Origin of the sequence: Mycolicibacterium neoaurum (assembly GCF_036946495.1) — a bacterium.
Taxonomy (GTDB): Bacteria; Actinomycetota; Actinomycetes; order Mycobacteriales; family Mycobacteriaceae; genus Mycobacterium; species Mycobacterium neoaurum_B.
Window position 1 is genome coordinate 2,248,971 of sequence record NZ_JAQIIX010000002.1, and the last position, 16,521, is coordinate 2,265,491.

A 16,521-nucleotide genomic window follows, 5' to 3' on the forward strand; every position below is an offset into this window, starting at 1 on the left:
AACGTCTCCGGCTCAGCGATCCGCTGTCGTTGTCGTTCGAGATGCACCGAAGGGTGTTGCTGGCCAGGCTGAATCGCCGGCACCGTCGTCAGGCCGCCTCGGCCCCGGCGTCGCGTTCGTCCTGATCGGCGTCAGATTCGTTGTCGACGAGGTCATCCTGGTCGTCGGACTCGGCGTCGGACGGCGGCGTACTGACAGTGATCCGGTCGACGATATCGGCCGGATCATCGGTGTCGTTCTCGGCGCCGTCGCGATCGGTGTCGTCCAGCAGCGAGGTGCGCCTACCGTTTTCGGTCGGAGTCCCGAGTTCATCGACATCGGCATCGATACTGCGTACCTCGGGCGATTCCGGCCCGGAATCCGCGGGCAGCGGGGACGGTGTTACCTCGGTCCGGCTCGCGGCCGGCGGCCTGCTGCCGGTCAGATTCTCCAGCCCCTCGTGCAGTGCAGCCGGGATCGCCCGCAGCGCCTCGACGATCTTCGGCATCGGAGTGATGAGGGAAAAGGGTTGGTGCACATCTGGATTGAGATTAAGTCGATCCGTGTAGGCCATGTCGACGATAACCCTCAGCAGCGGTTCGACCGCACCGATGAGCCGTTCGGCGAGCGGCGACTGCCCGAGGAAACGCGCGAGGTCGCGAAGGGGTCCGAACAGCGGTAGGTGTTCGTTGGGAACCAGAATGTAGCGATCCACCACACCGCCCGGCTTGGTGACCTCCTTGGTGATCACCCCCGGTGAATCCAGGTCGATCGGGTCATAGAACGGATCGGGATGGGCGTATCCCGCGGCCAGCAGGGTGTTCAGCAGCGCGAGCGGGTTGAAATAGGCGGGGAAGTCGGCGTAGGTGTCGTACTCCATGGTCACGTAGGTCGTGCCGTACGCGGAGGGGGCCGCGACGCCCATCGCCGGGATCACGCCGGGGATCCCGAGGAAGGGAAATCGGGCCAGGATGCCGCCGTTGGGGATGAAGGGGGCCGCGATCTCCAGGAAGCTGAGGTCATCGGGGGACGGTGCGGTCGCGGCCACGTTGAGATCGCGCTTGATCTGCTCGGTGAGCAGCGTGCCCTCCGAGTATCCGGCGATGATCACCGGACCCGTCGTCGCGGCCAGATGTTCCAGCAGGACCGGCATGCCCACCCGCACGCTGTCGATCATGTTCAACGATGCCGGGTAATGGCAGGGGACATAGGCGTGGTCAGGCGGACCGATCTTTCCACGCAACTTATCCGGGATGCGTACACCGGCAGGATCGTCGCGGCCACCGATGCCGATGACCGTGGCACTCGGTGCGACTGCATATCGCACCGATACGATCGCGGTCATCATGCCGTTGAGCAGCCACGACGAGAGCATTACTACCGTGAGCAACGCCAGCGGCGTGCGAAAAGATCTCCCCATGCATCCCCCGACGCATCATCCATAAAGCGATGTGCGGGGGACGTTACTCCCAGAGGGCTCGTGTATACGGAATTATGCCGAACTTCTTTAAGCGCGATTAGAGTCAGCGGTTATGAAGGCGATTCTGGCGACCGCTGCGGCGGCAGCGATGGGTCTCGGCGTTCTGTCGGCGGCGCCGGCCTCGGCGGACACAGTGGCCTATCTGGTCAACGTGCATGTCCGGCCGGGCTACAACTTTCCCAATGCCGAGGCCGCCATCGGCTACGGCAACACCATCTGCGACAGGGTCGCCGCCAAGATGCCGTATGCCGAACTGGTCAACCAGCTCAAGGCCGATTTCCACACCACCGACTACTACCAGGCCGGGTACCTGATCAACCAGGCCGTCAACGAACTGTGCCCGGCGCAGATCTGGCAGCTGCGCCAATCCGCCGCGGGCTACACCGGGCAATAAAAAGAACGGTGGCGCCCCATTTCGGGACGCCACCGTCGTCTGTGCCGGTTCCGCTCAGGGGCAGGTGACCGTGATCTCGAACGGCTTGCTGACCGGGTTCATGGGGTTGGCCATGTCGATTCCGGTGGCGGTGCCGCTGATGGTGTAGGTCTTGTCGGCCCTGGTGGCCGTGGCCTCACCGCCCGCGCCCTGCGTGAACCCGAGGGTGACGCCGTTGACGTTGCCCAGCCCGACGGAGCTGACGCTGGACCCGTCCTCGCTGACGACCGCGGCGATACCGGTGAGGCCCTCCCCGATGGCGATGTTCACATTGCCGCCGCTGGTTGCGCAGACCACCGAACCCTGCACGGCCTGGTCTTGACCGTCGATGGTGACCTTGGTGGCACCGGATTCCGCGGCTGCCGACGATTCCGGCGGGGCGGTGGTGGCCGCCGCCGAGGTGCTTACCGCCGCACTCGTCTCCGAGGCGGTCGACTCAGATGATGACTTGTTGTCCGAGGAACAACCGGACAGACCGGCGATGACGAGCGCTGCGCCCCCGACGGCCACTACGAACCCACGCTTCACCACGAATCTCCTTGAGGTTGTGCGATCGATCAAGATCGCCCGATGATCCACGTGCAGTATGAGACGCGAAACGGCCGATGAAACCCGATTGGGCGAAAATCTCCGCAGTTCTGGCCCGCTCAGCACGCGACGCGGAGCGTGAACTTTCCGTCCGTGGTGAAGCTGGCCGCGTCGGTGCGGAAGCCGGTCGCGGTACCGATGATGACGAAGGTCGGGCCGATCATGCTGACCTCCGCGTCCGGTTCGCCGAGCCCGGCGTTGTAGTTGCCGGTGAATCCGGCAAGGTTGCGGATGGCCACCGACTGGGCGGACAGCTCGTCACCGCCGGAGACCAATGCGCTCACCCCGGAGTCAGGGTCCCCGGTCTGGATATCCGTCGAGAACCCCTGCGATGCGCACCGCACCTGATGCGTGGTGCCCCCGTCGCGTCCGTCGATCGTGATGTGAGCGGTGCCCGCCGGTAGCCCGCCTTCGGGTATCGGGGCGGCCGGGCTCTCGGAGGAGCAGGAGGCGCAGGCGGCGGCCACCGCAGACGCCACGGCCAGGACGAGCCAGGGTTTCCTCATGGGAGTGAATCTAGCGGCGGCGCGGGACCGGACACAGCCGCTTGATTGAATGTCCGGATGTTCTTCGAAGTGCAGGCCGAGCTGCCCGGGCGTCCCGGACGCGTCGGCACCATCCACACGCCGCACGGCGATATCCAGACCCCGGCCTTCATCGCGGTGGGCACCCAGGCGACCGTCAAGGCGGTCTTGCCCGAAACGATGAAAGAGATTGGCGCTCAGGCGGTTCTGGCCAATGCCTACCACCTCTACCTGCAACCGGGCCCGGATGTGGTCGACGAGGCAGGCGGGTTGGGGGCGTTCATGAACTGGCCCGGACCGACGTTCACCGACAGCGGCGGGTTCCAGGTGCTGTCGCTAGGTGTGGGGTTCAAGAAGGTGTTGTCGATGGACGCCACCAGGGTGCAGGCCGACGACATCATCGCCGAGGGCAAGGAGCGGCTGGCGCACGTCGACGAGGACGGAGTGACATTTCGCTCCCATCTCGACGGGTCGACGCACCGCTTCACCCCGGAGGTCTCCATCGGTATCCAGCATCAGCTCGGTGCCGACATCATCTTCGCTTTCGACGAGTTGACCACCCTGGTCAACACCCGCAGCTATCAGGAGCAGTCGGTGCGGCGCACCCACCGATGGGCCGAGCGCTGTCTTGCCGAGCACCATCGACTCACCGAGGTGCGTCACGACAAGCCCTACCAGGCGCTATTCGGGGTGGTGCAAGGCGCACAGTACGAGGATCTGCGACGCCAGGCCACTCGCGATCTGGTCCGCATCGGTGAGGGCTCAGGTCCCGCGGAGGGGTTGAGCTTCGACGGATACGGCATCGGCGGGGCGCTGGAGAAGCAGAATCTGGCCACCATCGTCGAGTGGGTGACCAGCGAGCTGCCCGCGGACAAGCCGAGGCACCTGTTGGGCATCAGCGAGCCCGACGATCTGTTCGCGGCGGTGGCCGCCGGCGCGGATACCTTCGACTGCGTATCGCCGTCGCGGGTGGCGCGCAATGCCGCGGTCTACTCGGTGCACGGGCGCTACAACATCACCGGAGCCCGGTACAAACGCGACTTCGCCCCGATCGACGCCGAATGTGACTGCTATACCTGCGCGCATTACACCCGTGCGTACATCCACCACCTGTTCAAGGCGAAGGAGATGCTGGCGTCGACGTTGTGCACCATCCACAACGAGCGGTTCACCATCCGCCTGGTCGACCGGATCCGCGCGGCGATCCTGGCCGGGGAGTTCGACGAGCTGCGTGCCGAGGTGTTGGGCCGCTATTACGGTTCGCGCTGAGGAACACCTGGCTGCGCTTTCCGTCGCCACTTGCCGCCGAAGCGATCAAATCGGTGTAAAACTACCCGAGAAATTCACCATTTCGTCGGTGTGGCCGCCGTAGGGTAGGCCAATGCGAATTCTCCTGGTGGGTGCCGGTGGTGTCGGTTCGGCGTTCTGTGCCATCGCTGCGCGGCGGGACTTCTTCGAGCAGATCGTGGTCGCCGACTATGACCTGGCTCGCGCGGAGCAGGCCGCGGAGACGGTAGGTGACCCGAGGTTCAGCGCGGCGCGGGTCGACGCCACCTCGGCCGATGCGGTCGCCGACCTGGTCCGCGCACACGCCGTCACCCATGTGATGAACGCCGTCGACCCGCGGTTCGTCATGCCGATCTTCAACGGTGCGCACGCCGGTGGGGCGGACTACCTGGACATGGCCATGAGCCTGTCGGTGCGCCATCCCGATAAGCCCTACGAGCTGACCGGCGTCAAGCTGGGCGACGAGCAGTTCGCTGTCGAGCAGCAGTGGCGCGATGCCGGCAGGCTGGCGCTCGTCGGAATCGGTGTCGAGCCGGGCCTTTCGGATGTGTTCGCCCGCTACGCCGCCGACCACTTGTTCTCCGATATCGAAGAACTGGGTACCCGCGACGGATCCAACCTGACCGTCGACGGCTATGACTTCGCGCCGTCGTTCTCGATCTGGACCACCATCGAGGAATGCCTGAACCCGCCGGTCATCTGGGAGGCTGACAAGGGCTGGTACGTCACCGAACCGTTCAGCGAGCCCGAGGTTTTCGACTTCCCCGACGGTATCGGACCCGTGGAATGCGTCAACGTCGAGCACGAGGAGGTGCTGCTGATGCCACGTTGGGTGGACTGCAAGCGCGCCACCTTCAAATACGGCCTCGGTGAAGAATTCATCGACGTCCTCAAGACTTTGCACAAACTCGGTCTGGACCGCACCGAGAAGGTGCGCGTCGGTTCGAAGAACGGCCCCGTCGAAGTGTCTCCGCGCGATGTCGTCGCCGCCTGCCTGCCCAACCCCGCCGATCTGGGGCCCAAGATGAAGGGCAAGACCTGCGCCGGGTTGTGGGTCACGGGTACGGGCAAAGACGGAAAGCCACGGTCGACGTACCTGTACCACGTCGTCGACAACGAGTGGTCGATGGCCGAGTATGGGCATCAATGTGTGGTGTGGCAGACGGCCGTCAACCCCGTCGTCGCACTCGAGCTGCTGGCCAACGGCGTCTGGAGCGGGACCGGGGTACTCGGTCCCGAGGCATTCGACTCCGTGCCGTTCCTGGAGCTGCTGACCGCCTACGGCTCCCCCTGGGGCCAGAAGGAGCTGTAACCCCCCCGTTTTCCGGCTAGCGTGAGTGTCTGCACCCCAACACGCCGGCCTGACAGATGAGTTCGCGCACGTTTGCCGGGAAGGGAACGTAGCGTCGAGGCATGCCAGAAGAGCTCACCGCCGAGCAGGCCGCCGCGCGGTTGAAGTCCGCCGACACCCTCGGGATCCCACTGGGGCCCGGCCAACCGCCGACCTTCCTGCAGGCGTTGGGTGAGCGCACGGACTGGACCGACCTCCGGGTGTACGGCGCACTGCTCGCGGTGATCACCGAACTGTTCTCCCGGGACGGGGTGTACTACCTGTCCGGGTTCTTCGGTCCGCTGGAGCGTGCGCTGCGTGACAGCGGGGCGGCGGTGGAGTTTGCCCCGGCCGACTTCCGGCGGTTCGGCCCGCTCCTGCAACGGCAATCACCGCGCGTGATGACGACCGTCTGCGCGCCGCCGGACTCCGACGGCTGGTGCTCGCTGTCATTGCACGCCGGTGGCACCGTGGACGAATTGCGCCGCGCCGGATCCGATCCCGACCGGCTATTGATCGTCGAGGCCTCATCGAAGTTCCCGCGGACCTACGGTCACGGTGACATCCGGCACGCGCTGCACGTCGACGAGATCGACATCCTGATCGCCACGGACGCTGAACCGCTTGCCCTACCCGGCGGCGACGCCGAACCCACCGACGTGGACCGGGCGATCGCCGAGCACGCCGTCGCCTATATGCCGAGTGGGGTGACTCTGCAGACCGGTATCGGCAGCATTCCCAACCAGATCGCGACCCTGCTCGCCGAGGGTGACGGCGACGGGTACGGCCTGCACAGCGAGATGTTCACCGACGGCTGCATGAAACTGCACCGGGCCGGCAAGATCGCCAACACCCGTAAGGGACAGTACGACGGGGTGAGCGTGACGACGTTCGCCTTCGGGTCGCCAGATCTCTACGCCTGGCTCGACGACAACCGCGATGTGGCATTCCTGCCGGTCGAGATCGTGAACTCACCGGAGGTGATCGCCGATAACAACCGGATGGTCACGATCAACGGTGCGCTGGCCATCGACATCCAGGGCCAGGTGGTCGCCGACACCATCAACGGCAGCCAGTTCAGCGGGATCGGCGGCGCCGAGGACTTCGTCGCCGGTGCCGGGCTGGAACTTTCGGACCGCTCACTGATCTGCCTGCCCGCCACATACTCCAAGGACGGTCGGCTGCAGTCGCGGATCGTGCCGTGGTTCGGAGCGGGTGCGGTGATCACGACGCCCCGCCACCACGTGGATGTCATCGTCACCGAGTACGGCACCGCCGAGTTGGAGGGCCTGACGGTGCGGGAGCGCGGTGAGGCGCTGGCCGCGATCGCGCACCCGGACTTCCGGGAGGATCTGCTCCGAGCCGCCGAACGCGCATCGGGCGGACGCTCTCCGGTGATCAGGTTCGTCTGAGTCCGTTGCCGAGCACTCTCACCGATGACGTGGGCTAGAGCGGATTGAGGATCCGGTTGAGGAACTGGCGGGTGCGCTCTTCCTTGGGGTCGCCGATCACCGCTGCAGGTGGACCCTGCTCCAGAATGATGCCCTGGTCGGTGAACAGCACCTGATCGGAAACCTGTTTGGCGAACTGGATTTCGTGGGTCACGATCACCAGCGTCCAACCGTGGTCGGCCAGGTCCTTGATCACCGACAGCACCTCGCCGACCAATTCGGGGTCCAGTGCCGAGGTGGGCTCGTCGAACAGGACGACCTTCGGTTTGAGCGCCAGCGCGCGGGCAATCCCGACGCGCTGCTGCTGGCCACCGGAGAGCTGGAACGGATACTGGTCGGCCTTGGCCGCCAGCCCGACCTGCTCCAAAAGGGTGACGGCCTCGGCAACGACCTCCTCCTTCGGCCGTCTCTGCACGATCACCGGTCCCTCGATCACGTTCTGCAGAACCGTCTTGTGGGGGAACAGATTATGGCTCTGGAAGACGAAGCCGCTGCGTGATTGGAAGCGCCGCACCTCGGGTTTGGGTGTGGGCGTCGAGAAGTCGATCTCGACGTCGTCGACGCGGATCACCCCGGCGTCGGCCCGGTCCAGGGCATTCAGCGTCCGCAACAGTGTGGTCTTGCCCGAGCCGGAGGGTCCGATGATCGCCGTCGCGGTACCCGTGGCCACCTTGAAGGACACCCCACGCAGAACCTTGTTGTCGCCGAACGCTTTCTCGACGCCGGTCGCCTCGATTGTGTACTCGACGCCTCCGGCGTCGGTTGTATTCTCGGTCATCGCGCCACATGCCTTTCCAATCGATGTTCCAGCCGGGCCTGGCCGAAGGACAGCACCAGGCAGATCACCCAGTAGTAGATGGCCGCGGTGCCGTAGAGCGCGAAGAACTCGAACGTCGGGGCCGCCACGATCTGGGCTTGCCGCAACAGTTCTGTCACAAGGATCGTCGAGGCCAGCGAGGTGTCCTTCACCAGCGATATCAAGGTGTTCGACAGCGGCGGTACCGCCACACGGGCGGCTTGGGGCAGGATGATCCGCCGCAGCGCACCCGTGTAGTTGTAGCCGATGGTTTCGGCCGCCTCCCACTGTCCCTTCGGCACACTCAGGATCGCCGAACGGATGATCTCGGCCGCGTAGCCGCCGACATTGAGGCTGAAGGCGATCACCGCCGCCGGGAACGGGTCGATCTTCACCCCGAATTCGGGCAGTGCGTAGAAGACTATGAACAGCTGCACCAGCAGGGGGGTGCCGCGGATGATCGAGATGTACAGCCGGGCGATGTTGCTCAGCACCATATTCGACGACAACCGGGCCAGTGCCACGCCCAGCGCGATCACCAGGCCGATCGCGAAGCTGATGATGGTCAGCGGGATCGTCATCGTCAGCGCGGCCTTGGCCAGCGGCCACAGGTTGTCAAGGATCAGCTCCCATGCCGAACGCACCTGGGGCTCAGGTTGATCGGTGACCTGTGGCGCTTCCTGTGCTTTACCGGTCGCGTCGGCTTTCAGGTACTTCTGGGAGATCTCGGTGAGCGTGCCGTCGGCGCGGAGCTCGTCGAGTGCCCCGTTGAGCTCGGGCAGCAGTCCACTGTTCTTGCGGGCGGCGAAGCCCTGGTCGCTGGTTTCGCCGGTCTGGGCGGCGATCTTCACCGAGGTATCACCGGTTTCGGCGAGGTAGGCGTAGACGGCCACGCTGTCGTTGACCGTGGCATCCACCCGGCCCTGGTTGAGCAGCGTGATGGCCTGTGCAAAACCCTCAACCGCCTGCACATCGGCGCCGGCATCGCGGGCAACCTGTGCCCAGTTGCTGGTGATCGACTGAGCCGTACTCTTTCCCCGCAGGTCGGCCAGCGAGTTGATCGATTCGTCGTCTGCCCTGGTGACGATCACCCCCTCGCCGACCGTATACGGTTGGGAGAGATCATATTTGGCCTGGCGCTCGGGATTGATGGTCACCTGATTGGCCACCACGTCGAACCGATTGGCTTCCAACGCGGCGAAGATCGAATCCCACGGTGTCTCGACAAACTCGACCGGCACACCCAGTTTGTCGCCGACGGCTCGGGCGACATCCACGTCGTAGCCGGTCAGTTGATTGGTCGCAGGGTCGTGATAGCTGAAGGGGGCGTAGGTTCCTTCGGTGCCGACGCGCAGCACGCCGGCGTCCCGGATGGGGGTCGAGGCCGGTGATCCCGTGGCATCGGCCTTGAGATATCGCTGGGAGATCTCGGTGAGAGTGCCGTCGGCGCGCAGCTCGCCGAGGGCGCGATCCAATTCGGGCAGGTAGCCGCTGTTCTTGCGGGCCGCGAATCCTTGCTCGCTTTTCTCGCCGACGGTGCCGGCGATCTTGACGCTTTTGTCGCCGGTCTCGGCCAGGTAGGCGTAGACGGCGATGCTGTCGTTGATCACGACGTCCACACGACCCTGGTTGAGCAGGGTGATGGCCTGGGTGAAGCCTTCGACGGCCTCGACGTTTGCGCCGGCATCGCGGGCCGCTTGCGACCAGTTACTTGTCGCGTTCTCGGCGGCTGTCTTGCCGCGCACATCGGCAAGGGTCGTGATGGTGTTGTCGTCTGCCCTGGTGACAATCACACCCTCGCCGACGGTATAGGGCTGGGAAAGGTCGTATTTGGCTTGTCGTTCGGGATTGATGGTGACCTGGTTGGCGACGATGTCGAAGCGGTTGGCTTCCAGCGCGGCGAAGATGGAGTCCCACGGTGTCTCGACGAATTCGACCTTCACTCCCAGCTTTTGGCCGACGGCCTTGGCGACGTCGACGTCGTACCCGACGAGCTCACCGGTCTTGGGATCGTGGTAGCTGAACGGTGAGTACACCCCCTCGGTGCCGACACGCAGCACGCCGGCCGCCTGGATGGGGTTCTCGCCTGCATCACGCGAGGAGCCGCAGCCGGCGACACCGGCGATGACGAGTGCGCCGAGAATGAGGGCGAGCAGGACCCGCCGTAGGTTTCCGAACACGGCCGGACGGTAGCAACGCTCTCCCGTCGGGTACAGGGTTTCGCTCACATCGGGCGGTATACCCACGGTGCGCGGGGTAACCCCGCGGGATCGAACTCGGTGAGCATCTCGGGGAGGGTACGGCCGAGGTACCCCAGCGAATCGGCGATGAGGGCCAGCGCACGCTCGACGCCGATCTCGGCGAGGGTCACGGCACCGTCCCGCTTGGCGAGCCGTTTACCCTCGGCGTTGAGCACCAGCGGAACGTGGGCGTAGGTCAGCGATTGGTAGCCGAGCAGTTTGGCCAGATACGCCTGCCGAGGTGCCGAGGACAGCAGATCATCCCCACGTACCACCTGATCGATGCCGCCGGCGGCATCGTCGACGACGACCGCGAGGTTGTAGGCAGTCACGCCATCGCCGCGGCGCAACACGAAATCATCCACCACACCGGTGAACTCGCCGTGCAACAGGTCGGTGACGGTGAACGGGGCGTTGTCGCTGCGCAGTCGCAGCGCCGGCGGACGGGCGTGATCTGGCGGACCCAGACGATCGCGGCAAGTTCCGGGGTAGGCACCCTCGGGTGCGTGCGGCGCGCGGGGCGCGGCCAGGATGTCTTTTCTACTGCAATAGCATTCGTAGACCAGTCCGCGGCGGCGCAGGTCGTCGATCACGGCGTCGTAGCGGTCGGCGTGCGCGCTCTGGAATTCGATCGGTTGATCGGCGGTGACACCGATGGCGGCCAGGTCGGCGAGCTGGCGGGTGGCCACCTCGGTGAATGTCCGATCATCGAGGTCTTCGACCCGTATCAGAAACGTTCGACCGGTGCTGCGGGCGAACAGCCATGCGAGCACCGCAGTGCGCAGGTTGCCGATGTGCAGGTCAGCCGACGGGCTCGGCGCGAACCGGCCCGCGCCGGGTGGGCGGGTCACGCCAGCAATGTAACGCCTGCCCGCGCCTGTTCCACACACGCCGCCCATCGTCGGCCCGGCACCTGTACCGCCGAGGCGGCAGCGAAGGCGCTCGAGATCACCAGATCGGGCTGCACGTGGGCGAGCAATCGCAGGCTGTCCCGCAGCGTATTCGCGTCGCTGAACCCGGGGAAGTATCCGGCTGCCCACGCACCGTCGGCCCCTAGGAAGATGGTGTCTCCGGTGAACAGGTAGCTCTGCCCGTTGGCGCCGGGTACCAGGTAACAGGTGCTGCCCGGGGTGTGCCCGGGGGTCGGGATCACCTCGATCCCGTTCTCGTCGACGTGGCGGTCGGTCAGTGCGATGTCGATGGTCGTGTGCTTGCCGATATCGGCGCGTTCGACGGCCGGGGCGTGCAGGACAGCGCCGAAGCGAGATTTGATCAGGGCCAGTTGCGGGCCTGCCTCGTCCCGGTGAGACAGGTATTGGTGCGCAATGCCGCCGAGCACGGTCATCTCGTCGAAATCGGCGTCGGTCGCGGTGCTGTAGAACAGCACGTTGCCGGTCGTCGCTCCGGTCCACAGATAGGCGTGCGTGGTCAATCCGGGGAATGGGTTGTCGACACGGGTTTCCCAAAGGTCGCTGCGGATCTGGCGCATGATGGATCCTCCTGGTGATTCGTCGTGATGCTCACACCAGCCTGCAATCTGAACTATGGTTGAGGTCAACCCGTCATCTGTTGCCGCGCATGGCCAGCAACTGAGATACCGTCACGAAGCGGTAGCCGGAGCTGCTCAGTTGTTCGATGATCCGCGGTAGCGCCGCCCTGGATTCTGATCGGCTGTCGACCAAGACGTGGAGCAGGACGATGGACCCCGGCCGCACCGATCGGACGGTGTGTTCGACGATAGCGTCCCTGTCCGGGTTGCCCGCGGAGTCGGGAGCGACGTCCCACATCACCGTCACCCGGTCTCGGGCGGCCAGGTAACGGGGCAGCGTCCAGAGCTTCTTGCCGTAGGGTGGCCGAAAGGTCAACGGACCGCCGTACCCTGCGTGCCTGACCGCTTCGTCGGTGCGTTCGATCTCGTCGGATACCGTGTTCTCGGATACGAACACCATGCGGCGATGTGAATAGGAGTGGTTGCCGATCTCGTGCCCGGCGTTCGCTATTGCGGTGACCAGATCGCGATGACGTTGCGCCTCCGATCCGTTGAGATAGAACGTCGCCGGCACATTCCTGGACGCAAGTACCTCCAGCACCTCGGGTGTGTGATCGGTGGGGCCATCGTCGAAGGTCAGCGCCACCACTCTGGCATCTGTGTCGACCCTGCTGACCAGATGCCCCGCGAGTTGGAATGTTCTGGCGTTGATCAGGGTGTACGTGCTAAGTGACACTGTCAACGTCGTCACCAGAACCGCTACGGCACAGGCAATCTTGCGCACGGTCAGCCCAATCCCGGCACGATGTCCGTGAGGCGGAAGCTTGTCGGAACCTCGAGTTGCTCGAAGGTGCACGACCGCGGATCCCGGTCCGGCCGCCATCGGCCGAACTGGGCGGTGTGCCTAAAACGTCTTCCCTCCATATGGTCGTACTTGGCCTCGACCACGCGCTTGGGCCGCAACGGGGTGAATGACAGGCTCTTGTCCGGGTTCCAGCGGGAGTTGGCCGTGCGGCGGACGGTCGGCTCGACCGGGATATGTGCGGCCCAGTTCCATGGGTGCTCGTCGAATGTGGTGACCAGTTGCTGTAGTTCGTCGAACAATTCGCGGCGGCGCGCCATCGTGAACGCCCCGATCACACCGACGGATGCCAGCGAGCCGTCATCGTCGTAGAGCCCGAGCATCAATGAGCCGATGGCCTTGTCGTCGGATTTGTGCAGTCGGTATCCGGCCACCACGCAGTCTGCCGTGCGAGCGTGCTTGACCTTGAACATGATTCGCTTGTCGGGTAGGTAGATGCCGTCGAGGGGTTTTGCGATCAAACCGTCCAGACCTGCGCCTTCGAAGTCGGTGAACCAGCGGACCGCGGTGTCCTCGTCGGTGGTCGCGGGGGTGAGGTGGAAGGTGGGTCCACAGCCGGTCAACGCCTCGGCAAGAGCCGACCGTCGCCGAGCGAAGGGCTGTCCGGTCAGGTCGTCGTTACCGAGTGCAAGCAGGTCGAAGACGATGAACGCGGCCGGGGTCTCGGTCGCCAGCTTGATCACCCGCGATGCCGCGGGATGCAGCCGCAACTGCAGTGCCTCGAAATCGAGCCCCGCGTCGCCGGCGATGACGATCTCACCGTCGAGAACGCACCGTGACGGCAACTCTGCTCGGGCGGCGGCGACGAGTTCGGGGAAGTAGCGTGTCAATGGCCGTTCGTTGCGGCTGCCCAGCTCCACCTCGTCGCCGTCACGGAACAGGATGGAGCGGAAGCCGTCCCACTTTGGTTCATACGAGCACCCGTGGGGAATGTCGCGGACCGGTTTGGCCAGCATCGGCGATATTGGCGGCATGACGGGAAGTCTCATCGTTATCGACGATAGCGCCAGTATGGGATAGCAGTTGCGCGCCAGCCGCATTCAGCGTAGTGTCGAACACAAGTTCGAATGCGCCGTGGTTCCCGATCCTCGGATCTGGTGAGCCGCAGACCGCGACTTCGGTCGCCGCGGGGTTCGACGGTCCCTGTCTGGGGGGTCGTGCGGGCTGTGTGTGTTTGATGGTGCCCTTGGTTGGGTGCTGTGGGGGAAAGCCGGTTTCCGTTGTGGACGCCACCTGTCTTGATGTGTTTGTTGATGCGTTGATCGATGAGCTGACGCCGGGAATCTGTCCTGAGGATGATGTCGGGTCGAGCTTGGGTCGGGTGGTGCGGTGTGCTCGGCCGGTGGTCGATGACGAGCCGTTGTTGGCGGTGTTGGCTGCGGCGGTGTCGGCGCGGAATCTGCTGGATTTTGTGATCGCTTCGGCGGTGGCGGCGGCTGAGCGGGCGGGTGTGCCGGGGCGGCGGCACCTGCGCACCGGCACCGATTTGTTGAGGTTGTTGGGTATGGCCCCGGGTGCGGCGACCCGCGCGGTACGGGTCGGGCGGATGGCCCCGTCTTTGGGGGCGTTGACGACCGCGCAGCGGTTGGGTGGGATCGGTATCGAGTTCGCCGACGCCGTCGGCAAAGGTGTCACCCACATCGACGCGCGGACGCCCTTATCCGACGACGATCGGGCGGCGGTGGTGCGCGCGTTGATGATCCAGACCACCCCGGCCGAGGTAGCCGCGAAGGCGAGGACGATCGCCCTCGACCGCGCCGCGAGTCTTCCGCCCGAGGAGCGGGTGGTGCCGGTCGCCGAAGACACCACGCTGAATGAGATGACCCTGGTCCAGAACGCCGAGGGCCGGTTTGAGGCCATTCTCGACCTGGACGTCGGGACCGGGGAAGAACTCTGCGCGGCGTTGGATCCGTTATGCCGGCCGGTCCCGCTGCCGGACGGCTCTCCGGACCCGCGGCCGATCAACACCCGGCGGGCGGAGGCGATCGGACAGGTGCTGCGCACCTATCTGTCGCAGTCGAGGCGGCCGATGTCCGGCGGGGTGCTCCCACACGTCACCCTCATCCGACCAGGGGTGGCAGTGGCGCAGGACGGTCAAGAAACAGTCGATCGGCTCGGGTTCGCCGGACCGGTCAGCGCCGCGACAGCGGACCTGATCGCCTGTGATGCCACGTTGACCTCGGTGGTCGTCGATCACACCGGAGTACCGCTGGATGTCGGCCGTGCAGAGCGGCTGTTCACCCCGGCGATCCGCAAAGCACTCGGCGTGCGTGATGGTGGGTGTGCCCATCCGGGGTGTGGACGCCCGGTGTCCTGGTGCGATGCCCACCACATCCAACCCTGGAGCGCCGGGGGCGCAACCAGTGTGGACAACGGGGTGCTGCTGTGCCGGCTGCACCACAGTCTCATCCATCACGGTGGCTGGCGGGTCTACCTCGGCCCAGACCGCCATCCCTGGTTCATCCCACCGCACACGCCCGGCGGACCCGAACCGGAGCATCTGCGCTCGCACGCCCGCCGCACCATGACCGACCTACCGACCGCCGCATAACCCAAAGCGCCCAAAGTCGCAGCGCGCGTTGCCAACTCGCACATTGAAAACTACACAGAGAAACCGGGTCGACCGTCAGGAGGCCTGCGCTGCCTCGTCGGCAGTGATGTTCAGCACTGCCTCGTGGATCAGTGCGAGTACGGCATCGAGCACCGCGCCCGCGTGCTTGCCGCGTGCGTAGCTGCGAAGCACCACACGGCGGGTCCCCAGGCCGGGTACATCGACCGTCTCCACGCCATCCTGCGGCATGCCGCGCAGCGCGAGCATCGGTATCAGCGTCATGCCCTCGCCGGCGGCCACCAGTGCCAGGGCGGTCTGGGTGCCGAAGTAGCGATGCACGATCGGCTGATTCAGCCCGATGGAGCGGCTCAGCCGTGCGGCCGCGCGAGCAGTGGCCGACGACGGCTCGACACCCACCCACGGCAACGGCAGGCGTCCCAGCTCGGTCACATCGCTGGCGAGTGTGCCGGCCGGCACCACCAGCTTCCACGGCTCATCGAGCAGCGGTACCTCGACGATCCCGGCCGGCGGGCGTTTCGGTATGTCCGCGGAGTCCAATTCGACGATAGCGGCATCCAATTCGCCATCCTTGAGCGAGCGCATGAGCAGTTCCTGTTCGGCCTCGACGACCTCGAACCGGATACCAGGCAGTTGGTGGCGCCACTCCGGGAGCATCGGTGCGATCACCACCGACAGGAAACTTTGGAACCCGCCGAGGCGCATCGTGCCGCGAATCTCGGCTTCGCCTCGCTCGAGCTGCAACTGCGCTTCGGCGAGTGCACGTTCGATCTGCTGGGCGGCCTCAGCCAGGATCTGGCCCTCGTGAGTGAGTGCCGAACCGCTGGTGGTGCGGGTGATCAGGACACGGTCGGTCTCGCGTTCCAGGCGGGTGATCTGCTGCGACACCGCCGACGGTGTCATCTGCAAGTCATCGGCCGCTGCGAGGACGCCGCCCTCGCGCGCCACCGCCAGCAGAAAGCGCAGCCGACGCGGATCGATATCCATTCACAAAAACTACACTGACAGTACAGATCTATTCAATTGTGTTTAATGCGCTTGGCGCTGATACTTCTGCTGGTTTTGGTTGGCATGAAGGCGGTTTAGATGATTACGGCAACCCTTGGTTGGGTCGGGGCGGCGGGGACGTTGTTCGCGTACCTTGCGGTCAGTCGTGGTTGGCTCGGCGGGAAGTCGCGCCCCTACGCAGCGCTCAACATCACGGGTGGGCTGATGGCCGGCGCAGCCGCTGCAATGTACGGCGCCTGGCCGAGCGCTGCATCGAACCTCGTCTGGGCGTTGATCGGGTTGGCGTCGGTGGCGACCCATCTGCGCGAAGTGCGCCACCACCGGCTGGTGCTCGTCTCCACGGTGCCTGCGCCGCGCTACTCGCTTCGGCGGGTTATCACCGCGCCGTCCGCTCCGGTCGTCGCCGAGGCCCAGCCCTGCGCCTGAACGCCCAGGATTACCTGATGCGCTGAGCGGGCACATCTCCTAGGTCAGAAGTGACCTGT

At 65.3% G+C, this 16,521-nt stretch carries 16 protein-coding genes and 1 pseudogene; 6 read left to right on the forward strand and 11 right to left on the reverse strand.

What is annotated here, in order from left to right; translation table 11 throughout:
* Window positions 1–88 precede the first annotated feature (88 nt).
* The gene (locus PGN27_RS16115; protein ID WP_335327017.1) at window positions 89–1,399 is read right to left on the reverse strand and encodes a PE-PPE domain-containing protein; all 1,311 of its coding nucleotides are present in this window, start codon (window positions 1,397–1,399) and stop codon (window positions 89–91) included.
* A gap of 112 nt (window positions 1,400–1,511) precedes the next feature.
* On the opposite strand from PGN27_RS16115, the gene PGN27_RS16120 reads away from it, so the two are divergent.
* Complete coding sequence (locus PGN27_RS16120; protein WP_030137504.1) at window positions 1,512–1,853, forward strand: DUF732 domain-containing protein; 342 nt, start codon at window positions 1,512–1,514, stop codon at window positions 1,851–1,853.
* A gap of 54 nt (window positions 1,854–1,907) precedes the next feature.
* On the opposite strand, the gene PGN27_RS16125 is transcribed toward PGN27_RS16120, so the two are convergent.
* On the reverse strand, window positions 1,908–2,420 hold the full coding sequence (locus tag PGN27_RS16125) for a lipoprotein LpqH (RefSeq protein WP_335327018.1): 513 nt from the start codon (window positions 2,418–2,420) through the stop codon (window positions 1,908–1,910).
* 119 nt (window positions 2,421–2,539) lie between these two features.
* Window positions 2,540–2,986, reverse strand: a complete 447-nt coding sequence (locus PGN27_RS16130; RefSeq protein ID WP_335327019.1) for a lipoprotein LpqH — start codon at window positions 2,984–2,986, stop codon at window positions 2,540–2,542.
* Window positions 2,987–3,043: 57 nt separating this feature from the next.
* Here PGN27_RS16130 and tgt point away from each other — a divergent pair, with 57 nt between their 5' ends.
* From tgt to PGN27_RS16145, 3 genes are all read left to right on the forward strand, one after another.
* Window positions 3,044–4,273: a tRNA guanosine(34) transglycosylase Tgt gene (tgt, locus tag PGN27_RS16135; RefSeq protein ID WP_335327020.1), complete on the forward strand. Its 1,230-nt coding sequence runs from the start codon at window positions 3,044–3,046 to the stop codon at window positions 4,271–4,273.
* A 112-nt stretch (window positions 4,274–4,385) separates the two neighbouring features.
* Window positions 4,386–5,603 carry a saccharopine dehydrogenase family protein gene (locus PGN27_RS16140; RefSeq protein ID WP_335327021.1) on the forward strand — a complete coding sequence of 406 codons (1,218 nt, stop codon included), beginning with the start codon at window positions 4,386–4,388 and terminating at the stop codon, window positions 5,601–5,603.
* Between the two features lie 101 nt (window positions 5,604–5,704).
* On the forward strand, window positions 5,705–7,033 hold the full coding sequence (locus PGN27_RS16145) for an acetyl-CoA hydrolase/transferase family protein (RefSeq protein WP_335327022.1): 1,329 nt from the start codon (window positions 5,705–5,707) through the stop codon (window positions 7,031–7,033).
* A gap of 34 nt (window positions 7,034–7,067) precedes the next feature.
* Here the strand turns inward: PGN27_RS16145 and PGN27_RS16150 are convergent, their stop codons facing one another.
* The 7 genes and pseudogenes from PGN27_RS16150 to PGN27_RS16180 form a co-directional block, all read right to left on the reverse strand.
* A complete protein-coding gene (locus PGN27_RS16150) occupies window positions 7,068–7,850 on the reverse strand; it encodes an amino acid ABC transporter ATP-binding protein (RefSeq protein ID WP_335327023.1) in 783 nt (260 codons plus the stop codon).
* Window positions 7,847–9,241 carry an ABC transporter permease subunit gene (locus PGN27_RS16155; RefSeq protein ID WP_418888657.1) on the reverse strand — a complete coding sequence of 465 codons (1,395 nt, stop codon included), beginning with the start codon at window positions 9,239–9,241 and terminating at the stop codon, window positions 7,847–7,849. The genes PGN27_RS16150 and PGN27_RS16155 overlap by 4 nt, the downstream gene beginning before the upstream one ends.
* 15 nt (window positions 9,242–9,256) lie before the next feature.
* A pseudogene (locus tag PGN27_RS16160) lies at window positions 9,257–9,994 on the reverse strand (transporter substrate-binding domain-containing protein); the annotation flags it as partial.
* A 98-nt stretch (window positions 9,995–10,092) separates the two neighbouring features.
* On the reverse strand, window positions 10,093–10,959 hold the full coding sequence (gene gluQRS, locus PGN27_RS16165; protein ID WP_335327024.1) for a tRNA glutamyl-Q(34) synthetase GluQRS: 867 nt from the start codon (window positions 10,957–10,959) through the stop codon (window positions 10,093–10,095).
* Window positions 10,956–11,597, reverse strand: coding sequence for an MBL fold metallo-hydrolase (locus PGN27_RS16170; protein WP_335327025.1), 642 nt, complete (start codon window positions 11,595–11,597; stop codon window positions 10,956–10,958). Before PGN27_RS16170 ends, gluQRS begins: the two co-directional genes overlap by 4 nt.
* Before the next feature lie 73 nt (window positions 11,598–11,670).
* A complete protein-coding gene (locus PGN27_RS16175) occupies window positions 11,671–12,339 on the reverse strand; it encodes a polysaccharide deacetylase family protein (RefSeq protein ID WP_335327026.1) in 669 nt (222 codons plus the stop codon).
* A 44-nt stretch (window positions 12,340–12,383) separates the two neighbouring features.
* Window positions 12,384–13,448: an ATP-dependent DNA ligase gene (locus PGN27_RS16180; protein ID WP_335327027.1), complete on the reverse strand. Its 1,065-nt coding sequence runs from the start codon at window positions 13,446–13,448 to the stop codon at window positions 12,384–12,386.
* A gap of 233 nt (window positions 13,449–13,681) precedes the next feature.
* On the opposite strand from PGN27_RS16180, the gene PGN27_RS16185 reads away from it, so the two are divergent.
* A complete protein-coding gene (locus PGN27_RS16185) occupies window positions 13,682–15,010 on the forward strand; it encodes an HNH endonuclease signature motif containing protein (RefSeq protein WP_335327029.1) in 1,329 nt (442 codons plus the stop codon).
* Window positions 15,011–15,085: 75 nt separating this feature from the next.
* Here the strand turns inward: PGN27_RS16185 and PGN27_RS16190 are convergent, their stop codons facing one another.
* Entirely contained in the window at window positions 15,086–16,015 is a 930-nt protein-coding gene (locus PGN27_RS16190; protein ID WP_335327030.1) for a LysR family transcriptional regulator, read from the reverse strand.
* A 99-nt stretch (window positions 16,016–16,114) separates the two neighbouring features.
* Here PGN27_RS16190 and PGN27_RS16195 point away from each other — a divergent pair, with 99 nt between their 5' ends.
* The gene (locus PGN27_RS16195) at window positions 16,115–16,462 is read left to right on the forward strand and encodes a CBU_0592 family membrane protein (protein WP_335327031.1); all 348 of its coding nucleotides are present in this window, start codon (window positions 16,115–16,117) and stop codon (window positions 16,460–16,462) included.
* Window positions 16,463–16,521 lie beyond the last annotated feature (59 nt).